Genomic DNA, 13,360 nt, shown 5'->3' with positions numbered 1-13,360 from the left:
GTCCGCGCCTCAGGCCCCGGCCCGCGCCAGGATTGCCGCCCGGTCGAGCCAGACCTGCCCCGCCTCAATCTTTAGCGGGATCGTCGGGGTACAGCCCTTGTCCTCGCCCAGCGCCTGGCCTGACAGGAGCGAAATGCGCCAATTGTGCAGCGGGCAAGAGACGCTGTCGCCGTGGACGATTCCCTGCGAAAGTGGTCCGCCCTTGTGCGGGCACTTGTTGACCAGCGCGTAAAACGCCCCGCCGCTGGTGTGGAAAATCGCGATTTCATCCGCGCCATCGACGGGCACGGTGCCGGCCATGCCCGGCTCGATCGCATCCACCCCGCAGACGCTGACCCAATCGGCGCTCATTCTGCCGGCTCCATCGCCAGCCGCGCGCCGCCCGGTGGCGGTCCGGCGGTGATGCGCCCGACATGGCTGTGGAGATCCGCACGGTCCCCAGCAGCGCGCTGCGCCCATGGATCATCCTGCATGAACTGCTGCGAGTAGAGGAACCGCGATGCGAGCGCCTTCACCGCGCCCGGATCATCGTAAAGCTGCGCTTTGATCCAGGCGAGACCCTTGCGCTCCAGCCAGGGCGCGGTGCGCTCGAGATACCATGCATCCTCGCGATAAAGCTGGACGAAGGCGGCGCAGTGCTCGAGCGCTTCTTCCTCCGTCGCGACCCGGGTGAGCAGATCGGTGGCGCGCACCTTGATCCCGCCATTGCCGCCGATGTGGAGTTCATAGCCGCTGTCGACGCAGACCACGCCGAAGTCCTTGATCGTCGCCTCGGCGCAGTTCCTCGGACAGCCGCTGACCGCCATCTTGAACTTGTGCGGCATCCAGCTGCCCCAGCTCATCTGTTCGAGCTTGACCCCGAGCCCGGTCGAATCCTGCGTGCCGAAGCGGCACCATTCGCTGCCCACACAGGTCTTCACCGTGCGCAGGGACTTGCCATAGGCGTGGCCCGACACCATCCCGGCGGCATTGAGATCGGCCCAGACCGCGGGCAGATCCTCCTTCCTGATCCCGAAAATGTCGAGCCGCTGGCCGCCGGTGACCTTGACCATGCGCGCATCATATCTCTCGACCACATCGGCAATGGCGCGCAGCTCGCGCGGATTGGTAATGCCGCCCCACATGCGCGGGACGACCGAATAGGTGCCGTCTTTCTGGATGTTGGCGTGGAGCCGTTCATTGACGAAGCGGCTTTTCTGGTCGTCGACATATTCGCCCGGCCAGGCGCAGAGCAGGTAGTAATTGAGCGCCGGGCGGCATTTGGAGCAGCCATCGGGCGTTGACCAGTGCAGTTCCTGCATGACTTCGGGGATCGACCTGAAACCCCGCTCCACGATCGCACGGCGCACATCATCATGGCCAAAGCTGGTGCAGCCGCAGATGGTCTTGGCGCTTTCTTCGACCGCATCGCCCAGCGTCAGCGCCAACAGGCGTTCGACCAGATCGGTGCACGATCCGCAACTGGCAGACGCCTTGCACCCGGCGCGCACCGCATCAAGGCTCGCTGCGCCGCCATTGATGCAGGCGACCACCTTGCCCTTGGACACGCCGTTGCAGCCGCAGATTTCTGCGTCGTCCGAAAGTGCTGCAACGGCGGCGTTAGGGTCCGCCAGAGCGCCCCCGGCAGCGAAGGCCTGACCGAAGATCAGTGCTTCGCGGATGTCCGAGACGTCCTGTTGCTGGCGGAGCAAATCGAAATACCAGTTCCCGTCTTGCGTATCGCCATAGAGCACCACGCCAATGACTTTGTCATCGCGCACCACCACCCGCTTGTAGATGCCGCGCGCCGCGTCGCGCATGACGATGTCCTCGCACCCCTCGCCGCCCGAAAAATCTCCCGCTGAAAACAGATCGACGCCAGATACCTTGAGCTTGGTGGAGGTGACCGAACCGGAATATCCCTTGGGCTGCGCGGCGAGCCCTGCAGCCAGCGCGCGGCACATTTCCCAGATCGGGGCGACAAGTCCGTAGCATGCGCCGCGATGCTGCACGCATTCGCCCACGGCAAGGATCGCCGGGTCGCTGGTCACCATGTCATCATCGACGATGATCCCGCGTTCGACCTCCAGCCCGCCTGCCTTGGCGAGCGCGCCATTGGGCCGGATGCCGACCGCCATCACCACCAGATCGGCGGGGATCTCCGTCCCGTCCTTCAGCCGGACGCCGCCGACATGCCCGTCTATCTCGACGATTTCTGCAGTGTCCGCGCCGGTCAGGATGGTCATCCCGCGGGCTTCGAGTTCGGACTTCAGGAGATAGCCCGCTGCCTCATCAAGCTGGCGCTCCATCAGGGTCGGCATCAAATGCACCACCGTCACCGTCATGCCGCGCAGCGACAGGCCGTGCGCCGCTTCGAGCCCGAGCAGCCCGCCGCCGATCACCACCGCCTTGCTGCTGGCCTCGGCAGCCGCGAGCATCGTCTCGACGTCATCAAGATCGCGGAAGGTGACGACGCCAGGAAGATCCTTGCCCGGCACCGGGATCACGAAGGGATCGGAACCGGTCGCGATCAGCAGCCGGTCATAGCTTTCGATCCGCCCTGCGCGCGACACCACCTGCTGCGCGGCCCGATCAATATGCACCACCGGATCACCGCTTACGAGAGTAATGCCGTTGTCTGAATACCATTCGGCCGAGTTGATCACAATCTCATCGAAGCTCTTCTCGCCCGCCAGCACGGGGGAGAGCATGATGCGGTTGTAGTTGACCCGCGGCTCTGCCCCGAAGATCGTGATCGCCCAGCGGTCCGGTTCCAGTGCGAGGATCTCCTCCACCGCGCGGCACCCGGCCATGCCGTTGCCGATCACGACAAGCCGTTCCTTGGCGTCAGCGTGGCGGAGTGCCGGGATGCTGGTTTGCCGGTTCACTTGGGTTCTCCGTTGAGTTTGGGCAGAGGGCCGGTTCAGAAGCTGAATTCGGCCTGGAGGGTGAAGCGGGTGGTGTCGGGGCCGAAGCCTTGCGTCTGGTAGTTGCCGTATTTCGCCAGCAGTCCGACATCGCCGATCTTGAAGCTGACCACGCCGTCGAATTCGGTGCCGTAATCGAGCCCGCCGAAGTCGCTGTCGAACTCGTGATAGGTAGCCTGCACGGTTAAACCGCTGGGCAAGCCCTGGATCTCGAACTTCTTGGAAAGCCGCACGTTGCTGTCGCGCAGGCCTGTCGCTGGAGTGATCAGGAACAGATCGGCATAGCCATTGAAGGCGTGCGCAGTCGCCAGCGGGGTCTGGAAGGCGGAGCGCCCGCCATCGCTTCCCAGCTCTTCATACTGGGCGCGCAAGGTGAAGCCCGAGAAGGTCACGCTGCCTTCTGCAAGGAAGTAATCCGCGCCGAAATCGGTGGGGTTGCGCCCGGTATCGCGCTGTTTGGCGTAGCTGCCCTTCAGCCCGATCTTGGCCTTGCCCGCCGGGATCGTCGCACTGACCGTCGCGCCATAGGTCTGGCTCGAAAAGGCGACACGGGTGTCGTAGTCATACGCGTACCGGAACGCCACGATGCGCACCGGATCGAACACGGCGGCGGCCTTCGTGAACAGGAAATCGCCCTCGAATTCCTCGTTCGGGCTCTTCGATCCGAAGATGGTGCGCTGCCCAATGGCATAGGTCTGATCGATCTCGACCGGCCCGAGCTTGCCGATCGCTCGGACGGCATCGAAGGTCTGTTCGTTCTGGCGCCAGATGACGTTGCCGATGAAGCGCGCGTCTTCGTGAATGATCCGCTGGCGGCCCACGGTGGCTGAGAAATTCTTGGTGGCATAGCCGATGCTCAGGCGATTGAGTTCCGACGTGTCAGGGTCGGCAATGACCGGGAAGGGCTCGAAGCCGTTGCCGGGGATGGTGTCATTGAAATCATCCTCCAGCGCGCGGGTGAACTCGCCCTCGGCAATCAGCGAGAAGCCCGATGCTTTCAGCTCTGCCCCCAAGCGGGTGTGGACAGTGATCGAGGTGGCGGTGTCCGGGAAGTTCGACTGGTCATTGGTTTCCAGACGAAGCCGCGCATCGACGATCGGGTCCAATGTGACGCCCTCGCCAATCTTCTGCGGATCGAGCGGCTCGGCCAGCGCAGGCGTGGAGGTGGCGGCAAGGACAGCGGCACAGGCGAGAAATTTCGAACGCATCAAGACCCCCTTTGCGCCGCATTTGCGCGGTCGCATCGTGTTGACGGGAAGCCGAGCATCGTTGCCCGAACAGTGACGGTCCTGACGGGCCGCCGGAGAGGCGTGGCTGATCGAGTGCAGCGCCAGTGCCGCAGCTCGCCACGAGAAACTTGGCGACCCGGTCAGGCAGCCTTGGCCGCCGGGCCGTGGTCATAATCGGCAAGGAAGTGCAGCACCTCTTGCCGGTATTGGTAGAATTTCGGGTGTTCGAGCAGCTCCTTGCGGTTGCGCGGGCGGGGCAGATCGACCGTCAGCACCTTGCCGATGGTCGCCTTCGGACCATTGGTCATCATCACCACCCGGTCAGCCAGCAGGATCGCCTCGTCCACGTCATGGGTGACCATGATTGCGGTGACCTTGGTGCGGTTCCAGGTTTCGACCAGTACGTCCTGCAAATCCCACCGCGTGAGGCTGTCGAGCATCCCGAAGGGTTCATCCAGCAGCAGCAGGCGCGGCGAAAGCGCGAAGGCGCGGGCGATGCCGACGCGCTGTCGCATCCCGTTGGACATCTCGGCCGCCATCTTGTCCTTCGCGTCGGTCAGCCCGACCCGGTCGAGATAGTAATCGACAATGTCAGCCCGCTCGGCATTGCTGGTGTGGGCGTAAACCCGCTCCACCCCCAGCGCGACATTCTCGCGCGCGGTCAGCCACGGCATCAGGCTGGGGGCCTGGAACACCACCGCCTTGTCCGGCCCGGCGGCGGTGATCTCGCGGTTGTCGAGCACGATCCCGCCGCCGCTGATACTGTTGAGGCCCGCAGCCATCGACAGGACGGTCGATTTGCCGCAGCCCGAATGGCCGATCAGCGAGATGAATTCGCCCCGGTCCATCAGGAGGTTGAAATCCTCGACCACCTTCAACGGTCCCTTGGGGGTGGGATAGACCTTGTCGAGCTTGAAGAATTCCAGATAGCGCTTGTCCACCGCGCTGCGGGCAGCGTCCCGGTAGGCCTGCGGCGGCGGCGCGAGGTCGAGCGGCGTGACGTTGGGCAGGTCGATCGCGCATTCGCCGACCGTCCCGCTTTCGGCATTCAGCGCGGCGAGATAATCGACGATCTGCTTGCGCAGCCGCTGGAAGGCCGCATCGCCATTAACCCCTTCGCGGTCGCGCGGGCGTGGTACGTCGACTTGCCATATCTGACCGATCCGCGCTGCCGGTGCCGGGGTCAGCACCGCCACCCGGTCGGCCAGCAGCAAGGCCTCATCCACGTCATTAGTGACCAGCAGAATGGTGCGGCCTTCTTCTTTGCGGATGCGCTCGATCTCGTCCTGCAGCTTTGCGCGGGTGAGCGCATCGAGCGCCGACAGGGGCTCATCCAGCAACAGGATTTCCGGCTCCATCGCCAGCGCGCGCGCCACCGCGACCCGCTGCCGCATCCCGCCTGAAAGCTGCGCGGGCTTGCGGTCCATCGCATGGCCCAGCCCGACCAGTTCGATCTTTTGGCGCACCAGCGCGCGGCGTTCAGCCTTGCTGCGGGTCTTGTGGACGGCATCGACCGCGAGCGTCACATTGCCTTCGACCGTCAGCCACGGGAAGAGCGAATAGGACTGGAACACCAGCCCCCGTTCACGGTCCGGGCCGTCAATCGGCTTGCCACGCAGGGTCATCGTGCCGCCATCGGGGTTGATCAGCCCGGCCAACGCATTGATCAGCGTCGTCTTGCCAGCACCCGAAAAGCCGAGGATCGCCACAAATTCGCCCTCGGCGACGTCGAGATCGATTCCGCCCAGCACCTCGGTGGTGTCGCCGGTCTTGCCGACATAGGATTTGGTTAGGCCGCGGAGGGCAAGGAAGGGGGTGTCGCTCATGCTCGCCTCCTCAGACCGTGCGGTTCTTGGAGACGAGGCCTTGCAGCGCCATCATCACCCGATCGAGCAGGAAGCCGATCAAGCCGATCACCACCACCGCAAACATGATCCGGGCGAGGCTCTGCGAGGATCCGTTCTGGAACTCGTCCCACACGAACTTGCCGAGGCCCGGGTTCTGCGCCAGCATTTCCGCGGCGATCAGAACCATCCAGCCAACGCCCAATGACAGCCGCATACCGGTGAAGATATAGGGCAGGGAGGCTGGCAGGACGAGCTTGGTCAGCTTGTCGAACCAGCCCAGCCGCAGCACCTTGCCGACATTGAGCAGATCCTTGTCGATTGAACTTGTGCCTACCGCGGTGTTGATCAGCGTCGGCCACAGCGAACACAGCATCACCACGAGGGCCGAGATCACGAAAGCCTTGGGCAGCAGCGGGTCAGCGCTGGTGATCAGCGCCGAAATCACCATGGTGACAATCGGCAGCCACGCCAGCGGGCTCACCGGCTTCATGATCTGGATGAGCGGGTTGATCGCCGCGTTGAACCGCTTGCTCAGCCCCGCAATCAGGCCCAGCGGCATTGCCAGCAGCGTCGCGAGCACAAAGCCCATCGCAACGGTCTTCAGAGAAGTCATGATCTGATCGAGGAAGGTGGGCGAGCCCGAATATTCAAAGTCGCTCACTCCAGCGGCATTGCCAGACGCAAGGGCAGCGGCATTGCGGACTTCCTGCTCGGCATAGAACGCTGCTTCCGACTGCTTGGCGGCGATGTATTCACTGTAGAGGCCCGCTCCGGCCTCTGCGACCTGGACAGGGCCGGGCAAGGTGCCAAGCGATGTGTTGACCTGTGGCGCAAGCGCTGCCCACATGCCGAGAAAGGCGATGATGCCAATCACCGGCCACAGCAACCCTTCGGCCAGAACCTTTGCCTTGGTTACCAGCACACTGGGTTGCCTGACCGGGACAGCCTCATCCTGCATCACTGCGGCAGTGGTTCCTCCGATCACGCCAGCAGTCCCGTGATCTGCGGTCTCGGTTTCAGCGGGCATGTGGGGCAGCGGGTCGGCAAATGCGGTCGCCATGATTGGGCTCCTGCGAGAAGGGAGAGGGATCCGGGTTGGGCTCAGGAGCCGCTGACACCGGCGGCGGTGACCTTCTGGCCTTTTTTCAGGCCAATCGGGAACTTCGCGATATAGGCATTGGGCTTGGAGCCATCGAAGGTGACCCCGTCGATGAAGCCGTTTTGTTCGCCCCGAAAGCCATTGGTTTCCGGCACGCTGTCCGCCGGGATCACGCCATCTGCCACCAGCTTCTTGGCTGCTGCCAGATAGAGGTCCGGGCGATAGACGGCCTTGGCGGTGTCGAAGTACCACTGATCGTCCTTGTCGGTGGCGATCTGGCCCCAGCGGCGCATCTGGGTGAGATACCAGATGGCATCCGAGTAGAAGGGATAGCCGGCATACTTGTCGAAGAAGATGTTGAAGCCCTTCGCCTCGCGGGTGTCGCCCGGCGCAAAGGTGAACACGCCGGTCATCGATGCCGCGATTACCGCCGCATCAGCGCCAACATAATTCGGGCGGCTGAGGATCTCGACCGCTTCCTTGCGGTTCTTGCCGCCATCGGCATCAAGCCATTGCTGTGCCTTGATGATCGCGCGCAGCAAAGCTGCGGTGGTGGCCGGGTTCTTTTCGGCAAAGTCCTCGCGCAGGCCCAGAACCTTCTCCGGGTTATCGTGCCAGATCTGATCATCAGTGATGATCGGCACCCCGATCTTCTTGGCGACCGCCGCCTGGTTCCACGGCTCACCCACGCTGTAGCCTTCGATGGTGCCTGCCTCCAACGTGGCCGGCATCTGCGGGGGAGGGGTGACGGACAGCTTCACGTCGGCATCGATTGTGCCCTGAACGTCGCCCTCGGTATAATATCCGGGCTTCAGGCCGCCCGCTGCCAGCCAGTAGCGGATTTCGTAATTGTGGGTGCTGACCGGGAACACCATCCCCATGTTGAACGGCTTGCCCTGCGCCTTGGAGCTGGCGACGACCGGCTTGAGGACGCTGGCAGGGATCGGGTGGACGGGCTTGCCATCGGCGTCCTTGGACAAGCCCGGCTCGATCATACCCCAGACCTTGTTCGACACTGTGATCGCATTGCCATTGAGATCGAGGCTGAGCGGAGCGATCAGATCGGCCTTGGTGCCATAGCCGATTGTGGCGGCCAGCGGTTGTCCCGCCAACATGTGCGCCCCATCAAGCTGCCCGGCGATCACGCCGTCCAGCAACACCTTCCAATTGGCCTGCGGTTCGAGCGTGACGTTGAGGCCTTCCTCGGCGAAGAATCCCTTCTCCTTGGCGATGGCGAGCGGGGCCATGTCGGTGAGCTTGATGAAGCCCAATGTGAGGTTTGGCTTTTCGATGGCTCCATCGACGGCTGCGGCGACAACCGTGTCACCCGATCCATCGGCAGCGCCCCCGCATCCCGCGAGTGCCACGCTGGCGAGCACAGCGACCATCACGCCCCGCCGATCAAACCGAAAATGTCCAATCAAGTGCCGGAAATGTGTCATTGCCGTTGGCCCTTTCGCCCCGTAATCCAAACGCAAAAAAGCCGCCTCGATGCGTCCCATGACGGGAGCAATCGGGCGGCGTCGTTGCCACAATTTTTCCTCTACAACGCGAGGGAGAGCATGATTCCTGCGTTGGGATCACATCTCGCGTTCGAATCGATTAACCGATTCACGTACGAATCGCAAAGCCCTTTTGCGCTGCAACATCATTTTTGCGATGCAATATAGTCTGCAAGGTGATCAGGATCGAAGCTTTTGCCGTCGAAAAAGCTGTTGTTTTCCATCATCATGGTCCCGCCATGCGTATGCGCTTCGAGGGGTGCGGACACGCTGCCTTCGACTTTGGAGCTGGAGGTGGGAATGGGGTCTTTGGTGTCGCGCAAAGCGCTGCGATAGACATCGGGCCTGAAAACACGAGCGGCGGCATGGGCGGCGGCGGGATCATGCTCCAGCCCGTCCCAACGCACTAATTGGCTGTAGAGCCATTCGGCCTGGCTGACCCATGGGAAATTGGCCGCCTCGCGATACTGGAACATGAAATCGGGATAGTGCTGAGGCAGGGCTCCCTGTTTCAGTACCAGCCTGTCGGAGATGGCGTGAAGCAGAAGCTTGTGGGGGGCGTCACAATACTCAGGGCGGGCCAGGATCGCAGCGTTGATCTCCCAATTGGCCGGGTCGACAAAGTGCTGTCCCGCCCGGCGCATGGCGCGGATCAGGCCTTCGACAGAGGGGCGGATTTCCTCCAGTCGCTCGGTTCGTAGCGCCAACACCTTCTCGACCCCGCGTCGCCAGATTTGCGCGGTGGCCAGCACGATCTGACCGACCCCTCGCTCCACCGCGATCGAGTTCCACGGTTCACCCACGCAAGATGCGTCGATCTCGCCCGCTTCCAGAGCATCGGCGCTGAAGGGCGGGGCAATGGTGACGATTTCTATATCGACATCAGGGCGAATGCCGCACCCGGCCAGCCAATACCGCATCATGTAGTTGTGGCTGGAGTAGCGGTGGACGACCCCGAAGCGCAAAGGGCTGCCAGCATTCTTCCGCTGTGCTGCAACCACCTTTAGGCGGTGGCCCAAGGCGCTGGGATCGCCGAGATCGCCATGGCAGCCAAGTGCCTGCGCCAGCGAATTCGAAACGGTGATCGCGTTGCCATTCAGCCCCAGCACAAACGGTGCAGACAGGCTCTGCGCCGGACGACCGCGCCCCAGCGTGGTCGCAATCGCAAGCGGCGCCAGCATGTGTGCCGCATCGCTGTGGCCATACAGCAAGCGATCCAGAACGGTTGCCCATGACACATCTCGAACAAAGCTGAGCTCCAGCCCCTCGGCCGCGGCAAAGCCATGCTCCTCGGCCAAGATCGGCAGGCACGCATCGACCAGCGGCAGGAAACCGATTGTCAGCCGTTCGGTCATTGCCCGTCTCCCATCAGATCATGCGCTGTCACCACCGCTTCTGCGATATCGGCGATCCGGCGGTTGGTGGACATCGCCTTCTTGCGCAGTTCGGCATAGGCCACCGGCTCGCTGACGCCTCTGCTGTGCATCATGATACGCTTGGCCTTGTCGATCAGATCGCGCTCAGCCAGCTTTCCTTGCGCCTCAGCCAGTTCCGCCTGCAACCGGGCGTAAGCCTGAAAGCGGCGGATCGTCATGTTCAAGAGCGGCGCAATGCGCTTGGCTGAAAGGCCATCCACCACATATGTCGAGACACCCGCATCGATTGAGGCTGCGATCTGGTCGTCGTCGCTCTCATCGACAAACATCGCAATTGGATGATCAAGCACGCGGCTAACAGCGAAATATTCCTCAAGCACATCGCGCGACGGGTTGCCGAGATCCATGAAGATGATGTCTGGCGCGATCTGAGCGATCTGGGCAACCAGCCCGGTGCGCGACGTCAGCGTGAAGATTTCGCAGCCGTCGAGCGTGGCAAGCCCTTCCTCGATGATCGAGGCTCGAGAGGCACTTTCATCAACGATGGCAATCCGCATTTGCGCTTTGTGCGATGCAGCATGGCGACAAAGCAAGCGATTAATGACAAGAGGGCCACGGCGCATCGTTGAGCCTCGGGGCGTGTTTTAGGGCACGCAGCGCCGGAAAGCCTGGGCGACATAAAGCGGCCCCGGTTAGCATTCTTGCAACGCAAACGGCAGCTTCAGGCGGTACCAGACGTACAATACGGGGACCGCTAACGACCGAGTCTGGCTGGCAGCCGACACGGTCTGCTTGGGCTACGAATGGCGGCTATCCCATGTGCGTTTCCCGAAAGCCGACATGCAGGGAGCGACCCATTTCTGACATTCCCAAAATCGTTCGTCTACTTGCCCTTGATCCGCGTTTTCCTTAGTCGCCGCTGATGAGAATCAGGGCGAAGCCGAGAGAATCCATCGTCGGCGAGCGTGCGCCCTACTTCTGGACGGGCTGCGCTGCGATCAGCATCGGAGTGATCCTGCATTTGCCGATGCTGGCAATGGCGCACGAGATGGGCAACCACCTTGCGGGAATGCCGATGGATATGGGCATGCACGCGGGTATGGCGCTGATTGCCGTCGGTGCTGCGCTGGCCTGTTTCGGTGCCCTACCTAAGAACTGCGCCCCGCATGGCGATCACGCTGGGACAAGTTACGAAGCCCCCGATTCTACGCCGCTCAACCGCTGGCACGCTGCGACCCTGCTGGTGCTGACCCTTGGCCTCATCATAGATGTGATGAAGCCCGCAACGCTCGGCTTCGTGCTGCCAGGAATGGCGACGGAATACGGCATCGACCGCTCAAAGGTGGCGTTGCTGCCGCTGGTCGCGCTGACCGGGACGACTATCGGTTCGTTTCTATGGGGCTGGCTCGCGGACATTTACGGTCGCCGGGTATCCATCCTACTCTCTACCATCCTGTTCGTTTCCACTGCGATTTGCGGCGCGATGCCGGAATTCGAGTGGAACCTCGTGATGTGCTTCCTGATGGGCATATCGGCGGGGGGAATGTTGCCGGTGATCTACACCCTGCTGGCCGAAGTGATGCCGCCTAGGCACCGCAGCTGGGTGCTGGTGCTCGTTGGCGGAACCGGACTGGTCGGCGGCTATCTCGCAGCTAGCGGTGCGGCCTATGTGCTGGAACCGATCTTCGGATGGCGTGCGCTGTGGTTGCAGGGTTTCCCAAGCGGCCTGTTGCTGCTCGCGCTGGCGCGGTTCATCCCGGAAACGCCGCGCTTTCTGGCAGAGCGGGGCAGGACGGTTGAACTAGCGGAAATGCAGCGAAAGTTCGGTCTCCAACCCAAGCCTCGGCCCGTCCAGCCCCCCACAGACGCCCCGTCACCCGCTGGCCATCGCCAAATCACTGTGGCCCTAACGATCACGGCTCTCAGCTGGAGCTTCGTCAACTTCGGCCTGCTGTTGTGGCTGCCGTCGGACCTGCAAGCGCGGGGTTACTCTGCGGAGATTGCCAGCGGAATTCTCGCGAAGTCCTCGCTTTTGGCTTTCCCGACCATCCTGCTCGCAGCCTTCTTCTATGCCCGACACAGCAGCAAGTGGACGCTCGTCGGCACGGTCAGCCTGACATTAATCGGCTTGCTCGGTGCCTTGCTGCCACCCGAGCTGCTGAGTTGGGAGCCCGTGCTGGTTTCGGTCATCGCTATCCTGATCGTGGGCACGAACGGAACTATTGCTGTGTTGCTGCCCTATACGGCGGAGAACTACCCACTCGGCACCCGCGGAAGGGCAACGGGATTGGTGGCGGGGAGCAGCAAGTTCGGCGGGGTGGCGGTGCAAGTTGCCGCCTTGGCCGGATTTGCTCCAACGCTGGTGGGGGCGGCATTGGCGCTGCTGCTGCCTACAGCAGCCTCGGCAGGCATGATCGCTTGGGCAGGGCGCGAGACACAAGGCCGCAGCTTGCGCGAACTCGAAGCCGAGTAAGCGATTTCTGCATCGCCTCCGCTATCTACCCAGCTTCGGCGAGAAGCGCGACCTGGGTGCGACCCTGAAAGCCGCATGGCGCCTTTGCCTCGCTGCTGAAAAATTCCTGCCGATCGGCTTGCGCCCCCATTGTCGTCATTAGCTTGTAACCATTAACTTGAGGCTGGCGAATATCAGTGTATCGCTATGCCAATGCCCCGCCATCTCGTCGTTTATCTTGCGCTTGTATTGGCGGCGCTACTTCCGCTGGAAACCGCGTATGCCGTGGACGGCTGTGCTCCTTTGTCAGCGATGGATGACCACGAGGGCGACTGTGGCGACTGCATCGCTGGCGAGCACCAGCAATGTCGGGCCTATTGCATAGCTTTGTGCCAGTCTTTGCCCGCCTCTCCCATCCAAGAAGTGGAAGCGCGTGCGAAAGCATCCGCCGATCGTCATCCTCATGAGGCGGCTTGTCTGAAAATTTCGTCTGGAGGACCCGAGCCCCCACCTCCTCGAATGGTCCAATGATGGACTCATTTTCATTTCAACGGAGTTAGTATCATGAAAAAATACATCATTGTTGCAGCCGTGCTGCTTGGTTCCAGCTCTGCTGCGTTTGCCGCAGCGCCTGATCAGGTTTCCAATCTGGCGATGTCCTGCTGCGATCTTGTGCTCGCTTGCTGTGATGCAGCTATGAGCTGCTGCCCATAAGGGTTCGAGAATGCTGAGGCGGGTGTCCGGTCGGTGATCGGGCACCCGTTTTCATTTTCTGAGCTCTGCCACCCTCGGAACACTGAGTAAACGGCAACTTCCCACCCAAGTGGTGTCATCAGCGGGATCGGTGCTCGATCCCGAAAGGGGCATGGCTGCTTTCGGCGGAGGCAGCCGTTATGTTTGCTGATCGGGAATGACTGAGTCTGGGGCGGGAGCCAACCCTGCTCAAGTG

10 protein-coding genes are annotated in these 13,360 nt (G+C 62.3%); 2 read left to right on the top strand and 8 right to left on the bottom strand.

Annotated elements, in window-relative coordinates; all coding sequences use genetic code 11:
• Positions 1-9: 9 nt before the first annotated feature.
• The 8 genes from nirD to NBV68_RS03645 all read right to left on the bottom strand — a co-directional run bounded on the left by nirD (position 10) and on the right by NBV68_RS03645 (position 10,516).
• Entirely contained in the window at positions 10-351 is a 342-nt protein-coding gene (nirD, locus tag NBV68_RS03680; protein WP_296307318.1) for a nitrite reductase small subunit NirD, read from the bottom strand.
• Entirely contained in the window at positions 348-2,867 is a 2,520-nt protein-coding gene (gene nirB, locus NBV68_RS03675) for a nitrite reductase large subunit NirB (RefSeq protein WP_296307316.1), read from the bottom strand. Before nirB ends, nirD begins: the two co-directional genes overlap by 4 nt.
• A 35-nt stretch (positions 2,868-2,902) precedes the next feature.
• Positions 2,903-4,114, bottom strand: coding sequence for a hypothetical protein (locus NBV68_RS03670; protein WP_296307314.1), 1,212 nt, complete (start codon positions 4,112-4,114; stop codon positions 2,903-2,905).
• A gap of 161 nt (positions 4,115-4,275) precedes the next feature.
• On the bottom strand, positions 4,276-5,961 hold the full coding sequence (locus NBV68_RS03665; protein WP_296307312.1) for a nitrate ABC transporter ATP-binding protein: 1,686 nt from the start codon (positions 5,959-5,961) through the stop codon (positions 4,276-4,278).
• Positions 5,962-5,971: 10 nt separating this feature from the next.
• Complete coding sequence (locus NBV68_RS03660; RefSeq protein ID WP_296307310.1) at positions 5,972-7,042, bottom strand: ABC transporter permease; 1,071 nt, start codon at positions 7,040-7,042, stop codon at positions 5,972-5,974.
• Between the two features lie 41 nt (positions 7,043-7,083).
• The gene (locus tag NBV68_RS03655; RefSeq protein ID WP_296307352.1) at positions 7,084-8,469 is read right to left on the bottom strand and encodes a CmpA/NrtA family ABC transporter substrate-binding protein; all 1,386 of its coding nucleotides are present in this window, start codon (positions 8,467-8,469) and stop codon (positions 7,084-7,086) included.
• Between the two features lie 260 nt (positions 8,470-8,729).
• Complete coding sequence (locus NBV68_RS03650; protein ID WP_296307308.1) at positions 8,730-9,938, bottom strand: CmpA/NrtA family ABC transporter substrate-binding protein; 1,209 nt, start codon at positions 9,936-9,938, stop codon at positions 8,730-8,732.
• Positions 9,935-10,516: an ANTAR domain-containing protein gene (locus tag NBV68_RS03645; RefSeq protein WP_296307306.1), complete on the bottom strand. Its 582-nt coding sequence runs from the start codon at positions 10,514-10,516 to the stop codon at positions 9,935-9,937. The genes NBV68_RS03650 and NBV68_RS03645 overlap by 4 nt, the downstream gene beginning before the upstream one ends.
• A gap of 365 nt (positions 10,517-10,881) precedes the next feature.
• On the opposite strand from NBV68_RS03645, the gene NBV68_RS03640 reads away from it, so the two are divergent.
• Positions 10,882-12,432: an MFS transporter gene (locus NBV68_RS03640; RefSeq protein ID WP_296307304.1), complete on the top strand. Its 1,551-nt coding sequence runs from the start codon at positions 10,882-10,884 to the stop codon at positions 12,430-12,432.
• A gap of 543 nt (positions 12,433-12,975) precedes the next feature.
• Positions 12,976-13,125, top strand: coding sequence for a hypothetical protein (locus NBV68_RS03635; protein ID WP_296307301.1), 150 nt, complete (start codon positions 12,976-12,978; stop codon positions 13,123-13,125).
• Positions 13,126-13,360: the final 235 nt, after the last annotated feature.

Origin of the sequence: Erythrobacter sp. (genome assembly GCF_023653175.1) — a bacterium.
GTDB lineage: Bacteria > Pseudomonadota > Alphaproteobacteria > Sphingomonadales > Sphingomonadaceae > Erythrobacter.
The sequence above is the reverse complement of the archived record's forward strand: the minus strand, read 5'-3'. Positions and strand labels throughout refer to the sequence as shown.

Excerpts from the sequence above, each read along its gene's own strand:
- NBV68_RS03670 (WP_296307314.1), bottom strand. The coding sequence starts at position 4,114 with ATGCGTTCGAAATTTCTCGCCTGTGCCGCTGTCCTTGCCGCCACCTCC.
- NBV68_RS03665 (WP_296307312.1), bottom strand. The coding sequence starts at position 5,961 with ATGAGCGACACCCCCTTCCTTGCCCTCCGCGGCCTAACCAAATCCTAT.
- NBV68_RS03650 (WP_296307308.1), bottom strand. The coding sequence starts at position 9,938 with ATGACCGAACGGCTGACAATCGGTTTCCTGCCGCTGGTCGATGCGTGC.
- NBV68_RS03635 (WP_296307301.1), top strand. The coding sequence starts at position 12,976 with ATGAAAAAATACATCATTGTTGCAGCCGTGCTGCTTGGTTCCAGCTCT.
- NBV68_RS03655 (WP_296307352.1), bottom strand. The coding sequence starts at position 8,469 with ATGGTCGCTGTGCTCGCCAGCGTGGCACTCGCGGGATGCGGGGGCGCT.
- NBV68_RS03640 (WP_296307304.1), top strand. The coding sequence starts at position 10,882 with ATGAGAATCAGGGCGAAGCCGAGAGAATCCATCGTCGGCGAGCGTGCG.
- NBV68_RS03645 (WP_296307306.1), bottom strand. The coding sequence starts at position 10,516 with ATGCGGATTGCCATCGTTGATGAAAGTGCCTCTCGAGCCTCGATCATC.
- NBV68_RS03660 (WP_296307310.1), bottom strand. The coding sequence starts at position 7,042 with ATGGCGACCGCATTTGCCGACCCGCTGCCCCACATGCCCGCTGAAACC.
- nirD (WP_296307318.1), bottom strand. The coding sequence starts at position 351 with ATGAGCGCCGATTGGGTCAGCGTCTGCGGGGTGGATGCGATCGAGCCG.